This is a genomic window from Brevundimonas sp., assembly GCF_041688735.1.
GTDB lineage: Bacteria > Pseudomonadota > Alphaproteobacteria > Caulobacterales > Caulobacteraceae > Brevundimonas.
In genome coordinates, this window is sequence record NZ_JBDNHO010000001.1 from 1 (window position 1) to 18,153 (window position 18,153).

20 protein-coding genes are annotated in these 18,153 nt (G+C 68.2%); 12 read left to right on the forward strand and 8 right to left on the reverse strand.

The window, feature by feature from the left end; all coding sequences use genetic code 11:
- Both ACESMO_RS00005 and ACESMO_RS00010 read left to right on the forward strand, forming a co-directional pair.
- Positions 1–120: transposase (locus ACESMO_RS00005; RefSeq protein WP_372706167.1), on the forward strand; the 120-nt coding region annotated here is incomplete at its 5' end.
- 201 nt (positions 121–321) lie between these two features.
- Positions 322–672 carry a hypothetical protein gene (locus tag ACESMO_RS00010; RefSeq protein WP_372706124.1) on the forward strand — a complete coding sequence of 117 codons (351 nt, stop codon included), beginning with the start codon at positions 322–324 and terminating at the stop codon, positions 670–672.
- Positions 673–876: 204 nt separating this feature from the next.
- Here the strand turns inward: ACESMO_RS00010 and pgi are convergent, their stop codons facing one another.
- The 4 genes from pgi to ACESMO_RS00030 form a co-directional block, all read right to left on the reverse strand.
- Positions 877–2,502 (reverse strand): glucose-6-phosphate isomerase, encoded by a 1,626-nt coding sequence (pgi, locus tag ACESMO_RS00015; RefSeq protein WP_372706125.1) that lies wholly within the window; start codon positions 2,500–2,502, stop codon positions 877–879.
- A 386-nt stretch (positions 2,503–2,888) separates the two neighbouring features.
- Positions 2,889–5,075, reverse strand: a complete 2,187-nt coding sequence (locus ACESMO_RS00020) for a protein-disulfide reductase DsbD family protein (RefSeq protein ID WP_372706126.1) — start codon at positions 5,073–5,075, stop codon at positions 2,889–2,891.
- Between the two features lie 79 nt (positions 5,076–5,154).
- Positions 5,155–5,607, reverse strand: a complete 453-nt coding sequence (locus ACESMO_RS00025; protein ID WP_372706127.1) for an OmpA family protein — start codon at positions 5,605–5,607, stop codon at positions 5,155–5,157.
- A 91-nt stretch (positions 5,608–5,698) separates the two neighbouring features.
- The gene (locus ACESMO_RS00030; RefSeq protein WP_372706128.1) at positions 5,699–6,043 is read right to left on the reverse strand and encodes a glycine zipper domain-containing protein; all 345 of its coding nucleotides are present in this window, start codon (positions 6,041–6,043) and stop codon (positions 5,699–5,701) included.
- Between the two features lie 160 nt (positions 6,044–6,203).
- Here ACESMO_RS00030 and ACESMO_RS00035 point away from each other — a divergent pair, with 160 nt between their 5' ends.
- The 3 genes from ACESMO_RS00035 to ACESMO_RS00045 are packed head-to-tail and all read left to right on the forward strand — an operon-like array spanning position 6,204 to position 8,411.
- Positions 6,204–6,542, forward strand: coding sequence for a hypothetical protein (locus ACESMO_RS00035; protein ID WP_372706129.1), 339 nt, complete (start codon positions 6,204–6,206; stop codon positions 6,540–6,542).
- Positions 6,543–6,597: 55 nt separating this feature from the next.
- A complete protein-coding gene (locus ACESMO_RS00040; RefSeq protein WP_372706130.1) occupies positions 6,598–7,560 on the forward strand; it encodes a diacylglycerol kinase family protein in 963 nt (320 codons plus the stop codon).
- Entirely contained in the window at positions 7,560–8,411 is an 852-nt protein-coding gene (locus tag ACESMO_RS00045; protein ID WP_372706131.1) for a metallophosphoesterase, read from the forward strand. The genes ACESMO_RS00040 and ACESMO_RS00045 overlap by 1 nt, the downstream gene beginning before the upstream one ends.
- Positions 8,412–8,472: 61 nt before the next feature.
- Here ACESMO_RS00045 and ACESMO_RS00050 read toward each other — a convergent pair whose 3' ends face one another.
- The gene (locus ACESMO_RS00050) at positions 8,473–8,877 is read right to left on the reverse strand and encodes a hypothetical protein (RefSeq protein ID WP_372706132.1); all 405 of its coding nucleotides are present in this window, start codon (positions 8,875–8,877) and stop codon (positions 8,473–8,475) included.
- Positions 8,877–9,257: a DUF883 domain-containing protein gene (locus tag ACESMO_RS00055; RefSeq protein WP_372706133.1), complete on the reverse strand. Its 381-nt coding sequence runs from the start codon at positions 9,255–9,257 to the stop codon at positions 8,877–8,879. The genes ACESMO_RS00050 and ACESMO_RS00055 overlap by 1 nt, the downstream gene beginning before the upstream one ends.
- A 147-nt stretch (positions 9,258–9,404) precedes the next feature.
- Here ACESMO_RS00055 and ACESMO_RS00060 point away from each other — a divergent pair, with 147 nt between their 5' ends.
- Together ACESMO_RS00060 and maiA are read left to right on the forward strand one after the other, a co-directional pair.
- Positions 9,405–10,058 (forward strand): fumarylacetoacetate hydrolase family protein, encoded by a 654-nt coding sequence (locus ACESMO_RS00060; RefSeq protein WP_372706134.1) that lies wholly within the window; start codon positions 9,405–9,407, stop codon positions 10,056–10,058.
- Positions 10,055–10,687: a maleylacetoacetate isomerase gene (gene maiA, locus ACESMO_RS00065; protein ID WP_372706135.1), complete on the forward strand. Its 633-nt coding sequence runs from the start codon at positions 10,055–10,057 to the stop codon at positions 10,685–10,687. Before ACESMO_RS00060 ends, maiA begins: the two co-directional genes overlap by 4 nt.
- A 3-nt stretch (positions 10,688–10,690) precedes the next feature.
- Here the strand turns inward: maiA and ACESMO_RS00070 are convergent, their stop codons facing one another.
- Positions 10,691–11,557: an alpha/beta fold hydrolase gene (locus tag ACESMO_RS00070; RefSeq protein WP_372706136.1), complete on the reverse strand. Its 867-nt coding sequence runs from the start codon at positions 11,555–11,557 to the stop codon at positions 10,691–10,693.
- Positions 11,558–11,697: 140 nt separating this feature from the next.
- On the opposite strand from ACESMO_RS00070, the gene ACESMO_RS00075 reads away from it, so the two are divergent.
- On the forward strand, positions 11,698–12,276 hold the full coding sequence (locus tag ACESMO_RS00075; RefSeq protein ID WP_372706137.1) for a glutathione S-transferase family protein: 579 nt from the start codon (positions 11,698–11,700) through the stop codon (positions 12,274–12,276).
- A gap of 9 nt (positions 12,277–12,285) precedes the next feature.
- Here ACESMO_RS00075 and ACESMO_RS00080 read toward each other — a convergent pair whose 3' ends face one another.
- The gene (locus tag ACESMO_RS00080; protein ID WP_372706138.1) at positions 12,286–13,614 is read right to left on the reverse strand and encodes a peptidoglycan DD-metalloendopeptidase family protein; all 1,329 of its coding nucleotides are present in this window, start codon (positions 13,612–13,614) and stop codon (positions 12,286–12,288) included.
- A 410-nt stretch (positions 13,615–14,024) separates the two neighbouring features.
- On the opposite strand from ACESMO_RS00080, the gene ACESMO_RS00085 reads away from it, so the two are divergent.
- The 4 genes from ACESMO_RS00085 to ACESMO_RS00100 all read left to right on the forward strand — a co-directional run bounded on the left by ACESMO_RS00085 (position 14,025) and on the right by ACESMO_RS00100 (position 18,144).
- Complete coding sequence (locus ACESMO_RS00085; protein ID WP_372706139.1) at positions 14,025–17,195, forward strand: YdbH domain-containing protein; 3,171 nt, start codon at positions 14,025–14,027, stop codon at positions 17,193–17,195.
- Positions 17,196–17,276: 81 nt separating this feature from the next.
- Entirely contained in the window at positions 17,277–17,465 is a 189-nt protein-coding gene (locus ACESMO_RS00090) for a YnbE family lipoprotein (protein ID WP_372706140.1), read from the forward strand.
- 17 nt (positions 17,466–17,482) lie between these two features.
- A complete protein-coding gene (locus ACESMO_RS00095) occupies positions 17,483–17,845 on the forward strand; it encodes a YdbL family protein (RefSeq protein WP_372706141.1) in 363 nt (120 codons plus the stop codon).
- Between the two features lie 26 nt (positions 17,846–17,871).
- A complete protein-coding gene (locus ACESMO_RS00100; RefSeq protein WP_372706142.1) occupies positions 17,872–18,144 on the forward strand; it encodes a hypothetical protein in 273 nt (90 codons plus the stop codon).
- Positions 18,145–18,153: the final 9 nt, after the last annotated feature.

Sequence of the window (18,153 nt, forward strand, 5' to 3'; positions counted from 1 at the left end):
ATCGAGAACATGTTCGGCAGGCTCAAGGACTGGCGACGCATCCATACCCGCTACGACCGATGCGCACACACCTTCATGTCTGCCATCACTATCGCCGCCACGGTGATCTTCTGGCTATGATCAATGAGTCCTGAGCCTAGAAGGTGCGACATTTCCACACTGAGTTCACGCGAGGCTTGTATGACGCCACTTTTTTTGTTCGTCGCTTTTGCTCTCGCTGCGGTCCATCCGGCGGACGTGTTGGCCCAACAGTATGTCCCACCGGCCGATCTAAGCCAGCGTGTAGAGCGGTCGAGATACCTGTCAGAGCATGCATTCGAAATGTCCGACCACGACGATGATGATCGGCTAAGCCTCGCTGAGTGGCGAGGTAAGGAGTGGTTGGTCTATAGCCAGTTCGATCATGATCGCAGCGGCCAACTCGACGCTCGGGAGTTCGACGACAAGCACTGCGGGGGATTAGGGGCAGACATTCCCTCGCAGCCACCACAACGCCTTTGGTGTCTGGCCAGCGCGGCGCGGGAATTCCGTCGTTTGTCCGGCCGCCACGGCGGGATCACGGCGGAGTCGCTGGCAGGCCAGGCGCGGCGGGGCTTTCAGTTCAACGATCTCAACCGGGACGGCTTCGTCACCCGTGAGGAGATGAGGCGCGCGATACAGCGCCACCGATAACGGGGATCCCGTTCATCGAACATGGTGGGTAGACCGTCACGGAAACCGGTAGAGCGCCTTGGGAGACACGTCGGCTCCCCACTGCATCCAGAAGCCCGCCATGTAGCTTTCTGATCCTGCTCCCGATGTCGGGGATGGAGCATCAGGGATAGACCGCTTTCCACCCATTCCAGACTCTCAGCGCGTCCGCTTCCCGCGCCCGGCCTACACCATCAGTCGCTTCATCAGCTCGGCTGTCGACGGATCGAGTCCGGGCGAGGGTTCGCCGTCGGCGACGTCCGTGAGAATTGCCCTGGCCAGCGCCTTGCCCAGTTCCACACCCCACTGGTCGAAGCTGTTGATGTCCCAGATGACGCCCTCGACAAAGGTCTTGTGCTCATACATGGCCAGCAGCGCCCCCACCGCCTCGGGCGTCAGGGCGTCCAGCAGGATGGTCGTGGAGGGTCGGTCGCCGGGAAAGGCCTTGTGCGGGGCCAGACGGTCGGCCTCGTCCGGCTCGGCGCCCGCCGCGATCAGTTCGGCCCGCGCCTGTGCCTCGGTCTTGCCAAGCATCAGGGCCTGGGCCTGGGCCAGGGCGTTGGCCCACAGGGGGGCGTCGCCCTCGCGCGCGTCCATGGCGGCGTCCGAGGTGTGGCCGACGACCACGAATTCCGCCGGCACGACCTGCGGGCCCTGATGGATCTGCTGGAAAAAGGCGTGCTGGCCGTTGGTGCCGGGCTCGCCGAAGACGATCGGGCCGGTGGCGGTGTCGACGGGGCTCCCGTCCCGCTTCACCCCCTTGCCGTTCGATTCCATCTCCAGCTGCTGCAGGAAGGCCGGCAGGCGGCGCAGGCCGTGGGCATAGGGGGCGACCGTCCGGGCATGCCGTCCGCGACCCTCGACATTATAGACCTGGGCCAGCGCCAGCAGGACCGGGGCATTGACCTCCGGCGAGGCCTCGAGGAAGTGGGCGTCCATGGCCCGCGCCCCGTCCAGCACGCGTTCGAACACGTCCCAGCCCAGCGCCACCGCCACCGAAAGGCTGACCGCCGACCACAGTGAATAGCGACCCCCGACCCAGTCGCGGAACCCGAAGGTCCGGCCACAGCCCCAGGCTTCGGCCTTGTCCGGCGCGGCCGTGACGCCGATCAGGTGTTTGACCATCCTCTTGGGCGACAGGCTCTCGGCCAGCCACGCCTTGGCCAGGTCGGCATTGGCCAGGGTTTCCTGGGTGGTGAAGGTCTTGGACACGATGACGACCAGCGTGGTTTCGGGGTCCAGCCCGGACAGGGCCTCGCCCATGTCGCGCGGGTCGATGTTGGCCACGAACCGGAGGTCGATGGTCGGCTCCAGCGGGCGCAGAGCGTCCCACAGCAGCCGCGGTCCCAGGTCTGAGCCGCCGATACCGATGTGGACGATGGCGGTGAACGGCTGTTTGGCCCCGCCCGTCTCGGCCCCGGAATGGACGTCGGTGGCGAAGGCCGCCATCAGGGCGCGGGTCTCGGCGACCCCTTTCGACACAGGCTCGCCCAGAGCGCGGAAATCCGCGTCGTCGGCCGCGCGCAGGGCCGGATGCAGGACGGCGCGACCCTCGGTGACATTGACGGCCTCGCCGGCGAACAACGCGTCCCGCCGGCCCTCGATATCGCAGGTGCGGGCTAGGTCCAGCGCGGCTTCGAACCCCTCGGCGCTCCACGACTGTTTCGACAGGTCTAGATAGAGGCCGGCCGCCTCCACGCCCATCCGTTCGGTCCGGCGGGGATCGGCGGCGAACTGGTGGATGATGCGCGCGCCGGCGTCCTTGCGCGCCAGGGCGCGAAGCATGGACAGGGCCTGGGAGCGAGCGGTCATCGGGCGGACTCGATTATCGGAAGGTGAACCCTCGTTTAAGGGTCGAGCGTAAGCCGGTTCAACGCCGAATCCGCGATTCGGCCAACATAATGAGTTCGCGCATCAGGTTTCCCATGTCCTGCGGCGTAGCAATCGACAAACTGGCCTACCTGATCAACGAAAACGCCGAGGTCATCACCTCGCCCCAGCCGCAAATGTAGGTCCCTCTCGTTTCCTTCCCCCGCTTGCGAGGGTGGAGGAACGGGCGGCAGAGCCGACTGGACGACGGTCGCGTCTTCGCCGCAGGCGAACAGCGACGATGGGGGAATTTCTCACTTCCCTCTCCGACTCTGGATCGCGGCGCGATCGACGGGCCACCTCTCCCGCAAGCGGGAGAGGGAAACGCCTCACCCCCCCACATCCTTCAACGCATCCACGACCACCCCCTCGGTCAGCAACTGCGGCAACACACGCGGCTCAACCGTGCCCGGCGAGTAAATCAGATACAGCGGCACGCCCGACCGTCCGTGACGCTGCAGTTCGGCGGTGATGGTGTCGTCGCGCCGGGTCCAGTCCCCGACCAGATAGACGGCGTTTGTCCGTGTCATCGCCGCCGCGACGCCGCTTGAGGTCAGCGAGGTGCGCTCGTTGATCTTGCAGGTGACGCACCAGTCGGCGGTGAAATTGACCAGCACCGGCCGCCCCTCGGCCAGCGCCGCCGCGACCGCCGCGCTCGACCACGGCGCGCTCGCGGGCCCCGCGCCTTGAGCGATCCCCGGGCTGTCGACGGCCGACGCCGGAACCCGCGCCGCCATGACCAGCGCCCCGCCCGCCAGCAGCAGGGCGGTGACCCCGGCCGTCAAATGTATCAACCCCTTGCGTCCGGCCGTGCGTTCGGACTGGCCGCCGCCGATCAGCCACGCGCCCAGCGCCAGCGACAGGCCCGCGACGAACAGCAGGGCCAGGGCGTCCCCGCCTGTCTGTCGGCTGAACACCCAAGCCAGCCACAGGGCCGTGGCATACATGGGAAAGGCCAGTAGCCCCTTGAGCCGCTCCATCCACGGTCCGGGGCGCGGCAGCTTCGCCAGCAGGCCGGGCGTCAGGCTGACGAGCACGAACGGCAGGGCCAGACCCAGACCGAGGCCGAGGAACACGATCAGCGCCATCGGCCACGGCATCACCAGCGCCGCTCCCAGCGCGAAGGCCATGAAGGGAGCGGTGCAGGGCGCGGCGACGATCACGACCAGCGCGCCGGTGAAGAACGCCCCGAGACCGCCCGGCAGGCGCGCCAGCGGTCCTGATCCGGCCCCTTGCAGACCCGCGCCGACATGGAAGACGCCCGACAGGTTCAACGCGACCGCCAGCATCAGCAGGGCCAAACCGGCCGTCACCGGCGGCGATTGCAGCTGAAAGCCCCAGCCCACAGCCTCGCCCGCCGCCCGCAACGCCAGCAGCACGCCCGCCAGCACCAGGAAGGTCGTCAGCACCCCAGCGAGGAACGCCAGCCCGTCGCGCCGCGCATGGCGGACGTCATGGGCCGAGGCCGCCAGCGCCGCCGCCTTCATCGCCAGTATGGGAAAGACGCAGGGCATCAGGTTCAGGATCAGCCCGCCCAGAACCGCGAACAGCAGGGCCTGGGCGAAGACGGCAAGTCCGCTCTGGTCGGTCGACGCGGCAGCCGGGCTCGCGTCCGCCGCCGCCGCCACTTCGCCCGACCCCGAGGTTCCCGCCAGAGCCGCGCCCGGTTCAGCGCGGATCTCGAACGCCCCCTGCGCGGTGGCCAGCACGCCCTCGACGGGTCCGGAAACGCCTCCGGCCCGGGTCGCCCTGCCCGGTTGCAGCCGCAGCGTCAGGCCCTGCGGCCCCCAGACACCGGTCTGGGGGGCCGGATGATCGATGACCCCGCCCTCGAAGGGGAAGAAATAGCTTGGACCCGGATTGCGTCCGGCCAGCGGCCCACCGGCGGCGCTGAGCACCAGCACGCCGTTGTCGACCGCGATGCGCGCCTCGATCCCCGCCGGCCGGGGTGCCTGTGCCAGCACCGTCGTGATCGCGGCCCCGTGGCTTGGTTCCAGCGGAGCGGCGCCCTCGCGCACCGGCAGGTCCAGCCTCAGGGTCAACTCGTCCGGCACGCACATCTCGGCGCTGCAGACGAAGAACAGCGCCTTGACCGTCAGCGTCAGCGTCGTCCCGGCGCGCGCCGTGGCCGGAATCTCGACCGGCACCGGCAGGTAAACCTCGCCGGAATAGCCGAAATTCATCAGCCCCGACAGCCGCTGCCGCTCGGGCAGGGGCCAGACGATTTCGCCCGGCCTCACGCCCTGCGGCGTCGTCCATCTCAGGGAGGTGGTGCCGCCGGAATCGCCTGGATTGCGCCAATAGGTGTGCCAGTCGGGCTGGATGGTCTGTTTGATCGCCACCACGGCCGTCGATCCGGGGGCGGCCCAGGCCGACATCGGAACCAGTTCGGCCTCGATCCGCTCGGTCCGCTGCGGCCCTGGTCCGGGCGCGAACGTGGTCGCGGGCTGCGCGAGGGCGGCTCCGGCGGTCAGCCAAAGAGCGGCTGCGATCAGGACTCTGGCGAAAAGGGACAAGCGGCCTCCACGGGACGTCGGCGCGACCTTAGCGGTCCCGACCCCGTCACGTCACCGTCCGCGACAGCGTCGCGTCGTCTCAGGGCCGGGGGGCGGCCTGAACGAAGACTTCCGTGCGGCGGCGCATCGGCTCGCTGGTGCCTTGCGCGGTCGTCGCGCCCTGCGCTCCGGCGGCGCTGATCTCGAAAGCCGGCGCGGGCCAGCCGGCAGAGGTGAAGGCTTCGGCCACGGCTATCGCGCGGCGCTCGGACAGGTCCTGATTGGCCACCGCGCCGCCGCTGGCGTCCGACAGGCCGGTCACCACGACCCGCTCGATGGCGCAGCCCTGAAGCCGGGCGGCCGTCATGCCGATCGCCTGGCGCGCGGCTTCGGTCAGGCGGGCCTCGCCCTCAGCGAAATAGACCTCGAACGTGTTGGCGACGCAGGTTTCCGGTTCGGCGATCAGGTCGGTCCGGTAAATCGCGCGATCCATGCCGCACCCCGACAGGGCGACCGCGCTCGCCGCCAGCAGAATCATCGTCGATCGTATCATGTCCAACCCCTTTGGCCCTTTGGCTTCACGTGAAAAAGGGCGGTCCGCCGATGAGACGAACCGCCCTTTTCTTCAGTGGATCGGCAGCGTCCTAGCGATTGTATCGCTGGCCGTTCTCCCAGTAGCATTCAGTCTGGCGGTTGTCGTAGCAGTAGTAATAACGGCCGGCGTCGCCGTAGCGCTGCTGATTGCGGCGATCCTGCGCCGAACCGCGGATGGCACCGGCGGCGCCTCCCACAACAGCGCCGACCACTGCGCCGGTGCCGGCGTTACCGCTGCCGGTGTTGTTACCGATAATGGCCCCGGCGATGGCGCCGATGGCGGCTCCGCCCAGACCCTGACGCGTGGTCTCATTGGCTTGGCCGCTGTAAGGGTCACTGGCGCAGGCGGTGGCCATCAGGCCGGCGCCGGCAATGGCGATGATTGCTTTCTTCATGGGTAATTCCTTCGTCCCGGGTTCGCCCCTTGGGTGATAATGCTGGATAACCGTTGCGGTTCCGCCGCTATGATGCCGAGTCAGCTTGAGTTAGGCTTTATCCATGGCCGCGAGGAGGGTGTGGTCGGCCCAGGACACGGGCCAGAGACGGGGGTTTCGCGTGCGTTTTTCCATTCCGGTCCGACAGGCCGAAGACAGTGATCACAGTCCTGTGTGGGCGCAATCCAAACACCGGCGGGGCAATCCGTTGGTCGGTCTTCTGGTCACGCTTTTGGCGCTGTTCGGCGTTATGACCGCCGTGTTGGGCATCAAGGAGAAGTCGCTGGCCGAGAGCGGCGCGGTGATGGACGGCTGGATCGCCAAGGGCCTCGCCACGGTCACGGGTGAAGCGCCCAAGGTCGCGGATCAGGTCGGCGACGCCGGTGCCGTGGCCGCGAAGGCGGGCGACGCGGCACAGGGGCGCGCAGCCGCCGCGAGCGACGAGCTGAAGAAACAATAGCCACGCTTGTCCCGTTCAGCCCGGAACATCAGTGCGGGCGGGACGTTCGGGCGACATGAACGAAACCCTTGATCAACAGGCACCGTCGTCAGCCGTCGTGACCACAGAGCCACGCGCCCTGACCAGCCACGTGACGCTGGAACGGTTGATTATGCTGGTCAATCCGACGTCGGGTAGCGTGGGTCCCAGGGCCGCCGGAGAAGCGCAAGAGATTCTGGCGGAATACGCTTGCCAAAGCTCTGTCGTGGAACTGACCGGCGCCGATTTCGATGCCCAAATTCTTGCGGCGCTGGACGCTCGGCCGGACGCGTTGTTCGTCCTGGCCGGCGACGGCACGGCGGGCAGGATAGCCTCGCGGGCCGGGCCGGACGGTCCGCTGGTCGCGCCTTTGCCGGGCGGCACGATGAACATGCTGCCCAAGGCGCTGTACGGCACGGGGGACTGGAAGGCGGCCCTGAAGCTGGCGTTGGAAGAAGGCGCGCCGCAGCCGGTGGCCGGCGGCGAGGTTTCCGACGGCCACGTCCGACAAGCCTTCTACTGCGCCGCCATCATGGGGTCGCCCGCCCTCTGGGCACCGGCGCGCGAGGCCATCCGCGACGGCAAGCCGGGTCTGGCTTGGGCCTATGGCCGCCGGGCCGTGAGGCGCGCCTTCACGGGGCGTCTGCGATTTTCGCTGGACGGCGGGCCGGAGCGCAAGGCCGAGGCCCTGATACTGATCAGCCCGCTCATCTCCAGGGCGATGGAGGAGGACATCGGCCTGGAGGCGGCTGCCGTCACCACGTCGAATGCCGCACAGGCCTTGCGCATGGCTGCCCATGCCATGACCGGCGACTGGCGCCAGGATCCCTCGGTGACGACCGGCGCGACGCAGACCGTGACCGTGCGCGCCCGGTCGCGCATCCCCGCCGTGATCGACGGCGAGCCGACCCTATTGCGCCATGAGGCCAGAGTGAAGTTCATCAAGAAAGCCTTCATGGCGCTGGCACCGACCCCGGCGACGTCGGAGAAGGCCGTCTAGTGGGCCGCATCCTCCAGTTCTCGGACACCCATTTCGGATGCGAGCACGAACACGCCTGCGCGGCGGCCATCGATTACGCGCACGCCCAGCGGCCGGATCTGACGCTGATCACCGGGGATATCACCCAGCAGGGCCTGCCCAACGAATTCGCCGCGGCCGGCGAGTGGCTTCGCGCCTTGCCGGATCCTCAATTTGTCATCGTCGGCAATCACGATGTGCCTTACTGGAGCCTGACCGCCCGGCTGTTCCATTCGTGGAAGGCGTTCGAGCAGGCGACGGGGCACCCCGCGCACGATCACCAGTTCCTCGGCCCCGACCTGATGGTGCGGGGCGTGGTCACGGCGCGCGGCTGGCAGGCCAGGTCGAACTGGTCGAAGGGCGTCATCAACCTGAACCAGACACGCAACGCAGCCGAAGCCCTGCGACAGGCCCCTGTCGGCGCGCTGCGTGTTCTGGCCTGCCACCACCCACTGATCGAGATGATCGGCACACCCATGACCGGCGGAGTGAAACGCGGAGAAGAGGCGGCGCTGATCTTCGCCGAAGCGGGCGTCGACATCATCACCACCGGCCACGTCCATGTGCCCTTTGCCCTTCCCATCAGCCTGGGCGATCACTGCTCGTACGCCATCGGTTGCGGGACGCTGTCGCATCGCGAGCGGGGAACGCCGCCCAGCTTCAACAGCATTGAATGGAATCGGACGCACATCACTGTCACCGCTGTCGTCTGGACTGGAGAACGGTTCGAACCCGGCCAGACCTGGCGATTGCCGCGTCGCCAGGACACGCGCAAACCTGCGACGGCGCCCGACCCCAACGTCGCGGGCGCTCGCGAGCAGGCGGCCACCTGACTGACAGGAAAAGGGCCGTCGCTGCGAAGCTACGGCCCTTTGCTCGAGCTTTCTTACGCTCCTAGTAGCGCCGACGGTGGCTTTTCTCGGTGAAAGCGGCGGCGACCATGGTGGCCAGTGCCGGATTGCGAAGGAAGATGAAGCCACCGGCAAGGGCCGCGACCACACCCATGATCGGCCGCTCGCGGAACAGGGTGAAGGCGCGCTGCCCCAGGCCGATCGGTTCCTCGCTCTCGAATTCAGCCGCCGCAGCGTCGCGACGGAGGAAGACCATCACCACGATCAGGGCCAAGACCGCGAACGAAAGGGTGGTGATTGCCGCCGCCGCGAGAGGCGGGACGACCAGACACAAGGCGTAGAAGACGGTTGCGCCGAAGGCCAGCACGGAGACCAGAGCGGCACCCGCCGCTGCGGCCGCGGCTACGGCCTTTCGCGTCAGGTCGCGAACGAACCCCGCACCCAACATCAGCGGCGACGACCCGCGAGCAGCAGGCCGAGCACGACGCCGACGCCGAGGGCGATAGCGGTGGACTGCATTGGGCGCTCCTGCACCCGCTCCGTGATGTAGCGCTGTGCTTCATCGAAGCGCTCCGATGCGTCGTCATAGTATTCCTGACCGCGCACGCGAGCGGTGTCGTAATAGCCCCGGGCGCGTTCGCGCAGGATTTCAGACTGCTGGCGCAGAGCGGCTTCGGCCTCGGCGGCCTTCGCGCGCACACGGGCCTCGGTCGCCGTCGCCTTCTCGCGCAGGCGCGCCTTTTCCTCTGTCCCGAGGGTCTTGAGGTCTTCCTTCAGGGTGTTGATGTCGTTTTTTACGGCTGTCCGTGCCGCCTTGGTCGTGGCCATGATGCGCGCTCCGCTGTGTAAGCTTGACTGTTAAATAGAGAACCCTGAGGGGGAACGCCACTGGCCTTGGCCGGTTCCCGCCACGCAACGTGCGTCCGTGCGTGTCCCCGACTGGCGATGCGGCACGGGCTCGCCTAAACAAAGGCCATGACTGACTGGTTGTTTCCACCTGCCGCCACCCCCTCCCTGCCCATCGCCGGAAGCGCCGCGCGCTACCCGGTGCGGCGCATCCTTTGCGTCGGCCAGAACTACGCCGCCCACGCCCGGGAGATGGGCCACGAGCGCGCCGAGCCGTTCTTTTTCTCCAAGCCCGCCGACGCCGTGGTCGCCGATGCGGCGGATCCGGTCTTCCCCGTGGCGACGGAAAACCTGCATCACGAGGTCGAGCTGGTCTGCGCGGTGGGGCAGGACGGCTCGATCATCGGCTGGGCGGTCGGGTGCGACCTCACGCGCCGCGACCTTCAGGCCGCCGCCAAGGAGAAAGGTCGCCCTTGGGACGCGGCGAAGGGCTTCGACCAGTCCGCGCCCTGCGGCGCGCTGACACTCGGCGTCCTGCCCGATCCGGCGGCCTCCATCGCCCTGACGGTCAATGGCGAGATTCGTCAGGCGGGACGACTGGACGACATGGTCTGGTCGCCGGACGAAATCCTGGCCAAGGCGCGCCGGCTCTGGGACGTGAGGGCCGGAGACCTGATCTTCACCGGCACGCCCGAAGGCGTCGGCCCCCTGCGCCCAAGCGACAAGGTTCAGGCGCACGTCGGTGGACTGGTTCCGCTGACCTTCACCATGAGGCCCCGATGATCCTGCACGATTACTGGCGTTCCGGCGCAGCCTACCGCACGCGCATCGCCTTGAACCTCAAGGGGGTGGCCTACGACCAGCGCAGCGTCGATCTGAGAACCGGCGCGCAGCGGTCGGAGACCTTCGTCACCCTGAATCCACAGGGGATGGTGCCCGCTCTTGAAGTGGACGGGGCCATCCTGACCCAGAGCCCGGCCATTCTGGAATGGCTGGAGGAGACGCATCCTGAGCCGGCCCTGCTGCCCGGCGATCCGGTGGCGCGTGCCCATGTCCGGGCCATGGCGGCGCTGGTCGGCTGCGACATTCATCCGCTGAACAATCTGCGCGTCGGCAAGGCCCTGTGCGAAGGGTTCGGCGCGGATCAGGCTGCGGTCGACGCCTGGGCCGCGCGCTGGATCGTGCCCGGCTTCGCGGCTCTTGAGGCGCTGGTGGCTCGCCATGGCGAAGGCTGGAGCTTCGGGGCGACCCCGACACTCGCGGACTGTTACCTGATCCCGCAGCTGTATTCGGCCCGGCGCTTCAATGTGCCGCTCGACGCCTATCCGCGCCTGCTGGCCGTAGAGAGAACCGCGCAGACTCATCCCGCCTTCGCCGCCGCCGGTCCCGATCTTCAGCCGGACGCCGACTGAGGCTCACGCCAGGAACCGCTCTACCACGGCGAGGAATCGCGCGGGCTGGTCGATCATCACCATATGCTCGGCGCCCTCGATCCGCTCGAACCGGGCCGGAACACGCAGCGAGGCATAGGCCCCGCGGAACAGGCCGTCGGCACGGCTGCGCGGCGAGGCCTCGTCGGTGGTCCAGCCGTAGACGACAGTAAGCGGCGCGGTGATGTCGGGCAGGCGATTGCGCAGATCGACGGTCATGACCTCATACAGGGCCTGGGCCAGCACGCGCCGGTCGCCGCCCTGCCAGCCCATGGACCCGAACAGGGCGTCCGACGCGCCGCCGAGATCGAGGCCCAGGCTGCGTCCCCGATCGCGCAGGACAGCGTCGCCAAGGAACTGGACGGCTTGATAGGCGACCTGGGCGATGGGTTCGACGTCGCCGACGGTCGCGCCCGGCCGGATCAGGGCGGGGAAGAAGGGCGACGCGTCGACCGTCATCACCCGATCGACGCGTCCGGGCGCATCGGCGGCGACGCGCAACGCGATCTGGCCGCCCATGGAATGGCCGATGATGGCGGGGCGCGTCAGGGCCTGTTCGACAATGTAACGGCGGACCTCGGCCGCCACCGAAACCATCACGGCACCATCAGCGTTGCCCTGGGCAGGCAGGTCGCCGAAGCCGCGCACCGAGACGAGATGAAGCCGCCGACGGCCTTGGAGCCTCCGGGCGACGCCGTTCCAGACCTGCCCCGTCGAGGCCAGGCCGGGGATGAGGATCAGGTCCGGCCCCTGTCCGCGTGTCTCAACCGCGATGCGGCGCGACGCGAAGCCGGTCTGGGCCATGACGCGCCGGGCCGTCGCCAGAAACGCCGCCCCGCCTGCGAGACCCATTAGGATGTTTCGTCTTTGTTCCATTGCGCCTTCGGTCTATCTTGTCCGCGCTCAACGCTGGGGAGATCCAGATGAGCCAGCCGTCCGACGAAATCGTCTTCTACACCAACCCCATGTCGCGCGGCCGGATCGCGCGCTGAATGCTGGAGGAGGTCGGCCACCCATATCGCACCGTGGTTCTCGATTACGGCACGACGATGAAGGGGCCGGAGTATCTGGCCATCAATCCGATGGGCAAGGTTCCGGCCGTCACCTATCGTGGCGTGACGGTGACCGAATGCGCCGCCGTCTGCGCGTGGCTGGCCGACGCCTTCCCGGAGGCCGGTCTGGCGCCCGAGTTCGATGATCCGGCGCGTGGGGCTTATCTGCGCTGGATGTTCTTCGGGGCGGGGCCGCTGGAGGCCGCCGTCACGGCCAAGTCGCTGAACCTTCTGGCTCCGGCTGACAAGGCGGGGATGGCGGGATACGGCAGTTTCGAACAGGTGGTGGACGCGCTGGAAACGGCCGTGTCAGGCGACGGACCCTGGATTCTGGGCGACCGCTTCTCGGCGGTGGACGTCTATCTGGGCAGCCAGATCGGCTGGGGCCTGCAGTTCAAGAGCCTGCCCGAGCGGGACGCGTTCAAGGCCTATGCCGCGCGCCTGTTCCAGCGCGAGGCGGCGATCCGGGCGAGCGGACTGGACGACGCCCTTATCGCGGCCGCCAACGCGGCAAGCTGAAACGTCGCGTCAGCCCCGGGCGGGGCGCAGGCCGCTGGCGACGCTGGCAGTCTGGACCTGCGGGCGGCGCTCGCCGCCGGCAGCGATGATGCGATCGATACGGGCCTTTTCGGCGCGGAAGGCGGTCAGATCGGCACCCGCCAGAACGGTGCCTTCCTGGGTCTTCACACCGGACGGATTGATCCGTTGGCCGTTGCGCCAGATCTCGTAGTGCAGGTGCGGGCCGGTGGAGGCGCCGGTCGAGCCGACATAGGCGACGATCTGGCCCTGACGGACGCGCTGGCCCGCGCGCACGCCCGAGGCGTAACGCGACAGGTGTGCGTAGCCGCTTTCCAGGCCGTTGGGGTGGCGGATGCGCAACCAGTTGCCGTAGCCGCCCCAGCGCCGGGCCTCGACGACGACGCCGTCGGCCGGCGCGACTACGGGGGTGCCCATGGCGGCCGCGAAATCGATGCCTTGGTGCATCTTGCGATAGCCGGCGATCGGGTGACGGCGGAATCCATAAGACGACGAGACGCGGAATCCCCGCTCCAGTGGCGTGCGCATGAATGCCGAGCGGGTATTCTTGCCGGTGGCGTCGAAATACTGGGCTTCCTTCTCGCCGACGCGCTGGAAGCGATAGAAGGCCACGCCCTTGAGGGACGCATATAGCATGTCGTCGGTGCCGATGGTGCGCCCGTTCTCGGTGACGCTGCGGCCAAAGACATAGGTGAACTCGTCGGACGCCTTGATGTCCCGGTCCATATCAAACTTGTGCGAGAACAGTCGGCCCGCGAGGCGGCGGACAGCAGCGGGGGCGCCTTCGCGCTGGGCCGAGGCTGAAAGCGAGCCCTCGACCTTGCCGTTCAGGACGACGGTCTCGTGGGTGACTTTCTCTTCCAGCGCGCGCAGGCGCAGGGCACCGTCGAAGCTGCGCGAGACGGTCAGTTGGGTGGCGGGACCCGTGCGCATGGTCAGGCCGATCAGGCGGGCGTCGCCCCGGCCGCCACGCGGTTTGGCGATGGCGGTCTCGAAACGCTGGCCGGCGCGCATGGCGGTCACGTCCATGGCGTTCGACAGGGTGGCGGCGACGGCGGAGGCTTCTTCCGGCGCGATACCGGTGCGGCGCACGGCCTGCTCGAAGGTCTCACCGCGGCGAATCTGGACGGGGATGGCTTCGGGGGCGGTCAGTCCGGCGGGCATGCCGGCGGCGGCGAAGGCCTGGGCTTCTATGGTCGCGAGCTGGGTGGCGGTCAGGGGCGGAGCCTCTTCCGCTCTGGCGGGTTGGTATACACGTCCGGCAAGGAGGGCCACCGAGAGCGCCGCGACCGCCGTCAGGGCGTGGGGCGCGAGCCGCATTGGCTGGCGACGTGGATCGAACTGAGCCATCGGTCCCCGAAAATCGACGACGCCGACCGGCGCCCAACCACTAAAAGCAACGATCTGGCCAGAGTTGATCGTCCAGCGAGAGAGAGGCGCTATAACCCGTCCTTCCCATGATGGGAAGGTAGTTCGTTACAGACCGTTAACCGGAGCCGTTTCCAAGGGTAAACCCTACGTGATCGTTCAGAATATCGTTGGGAGCGAACAGTGTATTGGCGGCGTTTGGACGGAATCTTCCTTCGTCAGGGACGCGACTGCCTTGCCGCCAGCGTTGCTGCATTCAAAGTGGCGCATTCGTCACTCTACTGTGTTTGAATCGTCACACAGAGCGGTCTGTTATAGGGGTTTGGGTTGTTGATCGTCCGTCCCGCCACCGATGGTAGAGAATGACCGAGCCGAGCCTTTCGCGTCGTCCGCCGTCAGGCTCCCGGCCGGTCCGCCGCCTCCTGCTGGCCGCGGGCGTCTTCGCCTGCGTGCTGCTCGTGTTGATGGCGGCGCTGTATTTGAACCGCCGGGCGGCGGCGCGGCAGGCCCTGACGGGATGGCTTGATCGGCAAGGCATTCAGTCAGACGTCCGGATCGAAAGGCTGGAACTGGACAGCCTGATCGCGAGCGTTCGTATCGGTGATCCTCGTGACCCGGACGTTGTCGTCGAGCGGGTCGAGCTGGACTATGTTATCGGCGCGCCTTGGTCGAAGGCCGGGCTGGGATTGAGCCCCAGTCGCATCCGTCTGGTGCGCCCGGTGGCGCGGGCGACCTGGCGCGACGGGGAACTGTCTTTCGGGTCGCTGGATCCGCTGATCGAACGGTTCACGGGCCAGCCGCCCCGGCCGGACAGTCGTGGGCCGCTGGTTCTGGTGGAGGACGCCACTCTGCGCCTTCAGTCCGGCTACGGCGCGGCGCTGATCCGCGGCGACGCGCGAGTCGATGACGGCAAGCTGGTGCGGCTGGTGGCGCGGATGCCGGCCACCAACCTGCGCAGCGGGGACGGATCGGCCCGGGCGCTCAGCGCCAATCTGGACCTGACCACCACCGGCGACCGCGTCGCCGCGAGAGGCGCCGCTTCCGCCGGCGCTATCCAGTGGCCGGGACTGGGTGGCCAGAACCTGCGCCTGACATTCGCCGCCGACCTGCCCTATCCCGACCTCAAGACCCGAAAGGGCGACGGTCTCGTCAGACTCACCGCGATAATCTTGGGCGAACGCCTGTCTTTCGGTGGCGCGACGCTGCGGGACGGCGTGGCGAACGCGCGCTTCGAAGGGCGGACGGCGGGCTGGATCGAGACCTTCCGCATTGACGGGACCACCGAGGCCAAGACGCGCGCCGGCGCGGTCGGCGGAAACGGGTTCGACGCCTCAGGGCTGACGGCGCGACTGACTGGAACGCGAACCCTGATCGCGCGCGACGCCGACGGCCTGTCCTGGCGGCTGGACGGCGGGACGCGGATCGGCGCGACGCGCGTGACTGGGGCCGGACTGTCGGGGTCCGACGTCGTGCTGGCCTCGAACCGGCTGACCGTCGGCGGTCGCGGCGCAGCGGTCGAGGCGGCGGGTCCCGTCGGGGCGACGGCCCGGCGGCTGATGTGGAACGCGCTGTCGCTGTCGGACGCGAGGAGCGTCCTGGATCTAGACCTCGTGGTCGACGGCGGAATCAGGATGGGGGCGACCGGGTCGTTGCGGGCGGCGCGTGGCGCATGGCCCCTGTTCGGCCCGGCGGCCAGGGATGACCTGCCCGAACTGGTGGAGATGAAACGGGCGCTGGGCGCATTCGCCGTAGATGCTCCGGCTTTCGCGGTTGTCGCGGGGGACGGGGGGACCCGCGTGACGTTGACCCGGCCCGCCACCCTGCGCCCGGCGAACGGCGGCGTGCTCACTCTGCGTCCGGCGGCCGGACCGATCTTCGCGGCGGCTCGCGGACAGGCTGGCGGCGGCGCCCTGTCGCTGACGGCCACGCGGGGGCGGGGCCTGCCTGAGGCCGCCTTTGCCATTGCCGACTGGCGCGTGACTCCGGACGGATTTACCGCTGCGCTGGACGGGCGCGCGGCGCTGGACTTCGGTCTGGCGCGCGGGATCGCCCTGGACACGAGGGGTTGGTTGACCTCTTCACGCGCCGGCGTCCGTTACATCGGCGCCCGCTGCGTGTCCCTGACCGTGGCGCGGCTGGAACTGGGCGAGAACGACGTCACCGCCCTGTCTGGCGAATTCTGTCCGGTCGAACGTCCGCTCGTCAGCATCGCCGACGGACGGTGGCGGGCGGACGGCACCTTGCGGGGCGTCGACGCCACCGCGCCCTTCCTAGCGTTGCGCGTCCGCGACACTTCAGGCGCCCTGACGGCGACTGGTGGGCCGGGCGGCATTGGTCTGGACGCTCGCATCGCAACGGCCATGGTGGAGGACGCCACCCGCCCGCTCCGCTTCAATCCCGTGACGGCCAACGGCACCGCGCGTCTCGCCGGCGAGAACTGGAGCGGCAGCTTCGACCTGGCGCGAAACGGCGCCGGCCTCGGTCGGCTCGATCTGGCGCATGACGGCCGGACCGGGACGGGGGGCATCACCATCGACGCGCCGTCCGTCGTGTTTGCCGACGGCGGTCTTCAGCCCGCCGATCTCAGCCCGTTGGCGGGCGATGTCGTCGGCTCGCCCGCGACCGGCTCCGTCGCCTTCCAGGGCAGGGTGGACTGGGCCGCAGAGTCCGAAGGCTCCAGTTCCGGCCGCCTGACCATTCCTGGACTGGATTTCGTCAGTGCCGCCGGGCCGGTCAAAGGGCTGCGCGGGGCCATCGACTTCACTAGCCTGGCCCCCCTCATCACGGACCCCGACCAGCGCCTGACGGCGGACCGGCTGGAGACCTTCGCGCCCCTGACTGACGTGGCCGTTACCTTTGGCCTCGACAAGGCCGGGGTCACCGTCGGCGGCGGCACGGTCGCGCTCGCCGGCGGGACGGTTCGGGTTGAACCCTTCACTCTGCCACTGGATCGCAGCCAGTCGTTCAGCGGCGTGATCGTTCTGGACAAAGTTCAGCTGGGCGAAGTGATCGCGGGATCGGGCTTCGGCGACAATGTGATCCTGGACGCGGTGGTGTCCGGCCACCTTCCGTTCACCTCCGACCCGGAACGCGGCATCCGCATCGCCGCCGGTTCGCTCCAGGCGATCCAGCCGGGTCGCCTGTCCATTGCGCGCGAGGCCCTGAGCGGGCTTGAGGCGGGGGGTGGCGGCGATGGCTTGCCGCCCAACACGGTGCAGGACCTGGCCTATCAGGCGATGGAGGACCTCTCGTTCGACATCCTCTCGGCCGAGGTGAACAGCCTGGACGAGGGGCGGATCGGCGTCCTGTTCCGCATCCGGGGGCGCCACGACCCGCCCGAGAGGCAAGAGCTGAGGGCGTCCATCGCCGAGTTGATCAGCCGCGAATTCCTGAACCGGCCGTTGACGCTGCCGTCGGGCACGGGAATCGACCTGACGCTGGACACGTCGTTGAATGTCAATCAACTCGTCGGCGACCTGCTGCGGTTGAACCGCGCCCGCAAAGGCCAACCCTCGCCCGAGACGACGCCCTGATCGGCCCACCTTCGCCGTTCAGGACCCATTCACCCCGACAGGCGTTAGGTCATCGCAACTGCAATACCGGAGACAGCCCTCATGACCCGGACGCGCATCTCGGTCGCCCTTATCGGCCTCATCGCCGTCATCGGAACCGCCGCCTGCACGCCCACGGTCCGGCTGCAGGTCGATCCGATCCAGATCTATGCGAAACTGGACGCCGATGTGCGCGTCCGGCTCGACAAGGAGCTTCAGGACCTCCTCGTCGAAAACCCCAACCTGTTCTGATGCGAAGGTCGATCATCATGTCTCTCCGCAACCTCTTCGTCGTGACGGCGGCCATCGCGGCCCTCGGCCTGGCCGCAGGCGCGGCCTTCGCCCAGACCGCCGCGCAAAAGGCGGTGATCGACACTGCCAAGGCGCAGGGCGCGGTGGGCGAGCAGGCCGACGGCTATCTCGGCTTCCGCGTTTCTTCGTCGGACGCTCTCCTGACCCAGGCGGTGCAGGTCATTAATGCCGCCCGCCGCGAGGCTTATGCCCGCAGCGCACAGGCCGCCGGTGCCAGCACCGATGTAGCCGGGGCCCGTGCCTTTGAGACCATTGTCCGGCCCCGCATCAGTTCGGGCGAGTGGTATCGCAACGCCCAGGGGCAATGGGTGCAGCGCTAGGCGTTGAAAGCGGATATGAAGTGAGCATGGCCAGACGCCTTGCCCACTTTACGCGCAACCTCTCCCTCGCCGCCCTGATCGCCGGGGTGGCAACCACCGGCGTCAGCCTGTTCTGGTCCGCCATCGGCGGCGGCGACCTGCCTCTGCATGGCTGGATCGCCCTGCTGCTGGGCATGTTCGGCACGGTCGGACTGGCATGGGGCCTGATGGCCCTGGCCTTCAAATCAAATCGCGAAGGCTGGGACGACCGGGTCGACAACTCGCTCGATCCCGGCAGGGGCGACGACGACAAGCCTTGAGCCTGGGCC

Bases quoted from the DNA above. Each gene is read 5' to 3' on its own strand.
- ACESMO_RS00030 (WP_372706128.1), bottom strand. From the start codon at position 6,043: ATGAAGAAAGCAATCATCGCCATTGCCGGCGCCGGCCTGATGGCCACC.
- maiA (WP_372706135.1), top strand. From the start codon at position 10,055: ATGATCCTGCACGATTACTGGCGTTCCGGCGCAGCCTACCGCACGCGC.
- ACESMO_RS00060 (WP_372706134.1), top strand. From the start codon at position 9,405: ATGACTGACTGGTTGTTTCCACCTGCCGCCACCCCCTCCCTGCCCATC.
- ACESMO_RS00055 (WP_372706133.1), bottom strand. From the start codon at position 9,257: ATGGCCACGACCAAGGCGGCACGGACAGCCGTAAAAAACGACATCAAC.
- ACESMO_RS00095 (WP_372706141.1), top strand. From the start codon at position 17,483: ATGTCTCTCCGCAACCTCTTCGTCGTGACGGCGGCCATCGCGGCCCTC.
- ACESMO_RS00010 (WP_372706124.1), top strand. From the start codon at position 322: ATGTCCGACCACGACGATGATGATCGGCTAAGCCTCGCTGAGTGGCGA.
- ACESMO_RS00025 (WP_372706127.1), bottom strand. From the start codon at position 5,607: ATGATACGATCGACGATGATTCTGCTGGCGGCGAGCGCGGTCGCCCTG.
- ACESMO_RS00080 (WP_372706138.1), bottom strand. From the start codon at position 13,614: ATGCGGCTCGCGCCCCACGCCCTGACGGCGGTCGCGGCGCTCTCGGTG.
- ACESMO_RS00075 (WP_372706137.1), top strand. From the start codon at position 11,698: ATGCTGGAGGAGGTCGGCCACCCATATCGCACCGTGGTTCTCGATTAC.
- pgi (WP_372706125.1), bottom strand. From the start codon at position 2,502: ATGACCGCTCGCTCCCAGGCCCTGTCCATGCTTCGCGCCCTGGCGCGC.
- ACESMO_RS00100 (WP_372706142.1), top strand. From the start codon at position 17,872: ATGGCCAGACGCCTTGCCCACTTTACGCGCAACCTCTCCCTCGCCGCC.
- ACESMO_RS00040 (WP_372706130.1), top strand. From the start codon at position 6,598: ATGAACGAAACCCTTGATCAACAGGCACCGTCGTCAGCCGTCGTGACC.
- ACESMO_RS00085 (WP_372706139.1), top strand. From the start codon at position 14,025: ATGACCGAGCCGAGCCTTTCGCGTCGTCCGCCGTCAGGCTCCCGGCCG.
- ACESMO_RS00090 (WP_372706140.1), top strand. From the start codon at position 17,277: ATGACCCGGACGCGCATCTCGGTCGCCCTTATCGGCCTCATCGCCGTC.
- ACESMO_RS00050 (WP_372706132.1), bottom strand. From the start codon at position 8,877: ATGTTGGGTGCGGGGTTCGTTCGCGACCTGACGCGAAAGGCCGTAGCC.
- ACESMO_RS00070 (WP_372706136.1), bottom strand. From the start codon at position 11,557: ATGGGTCTCGCAGGCGGGGCGGCGTTTCTGGCGACGGCCCGGCGCGTC.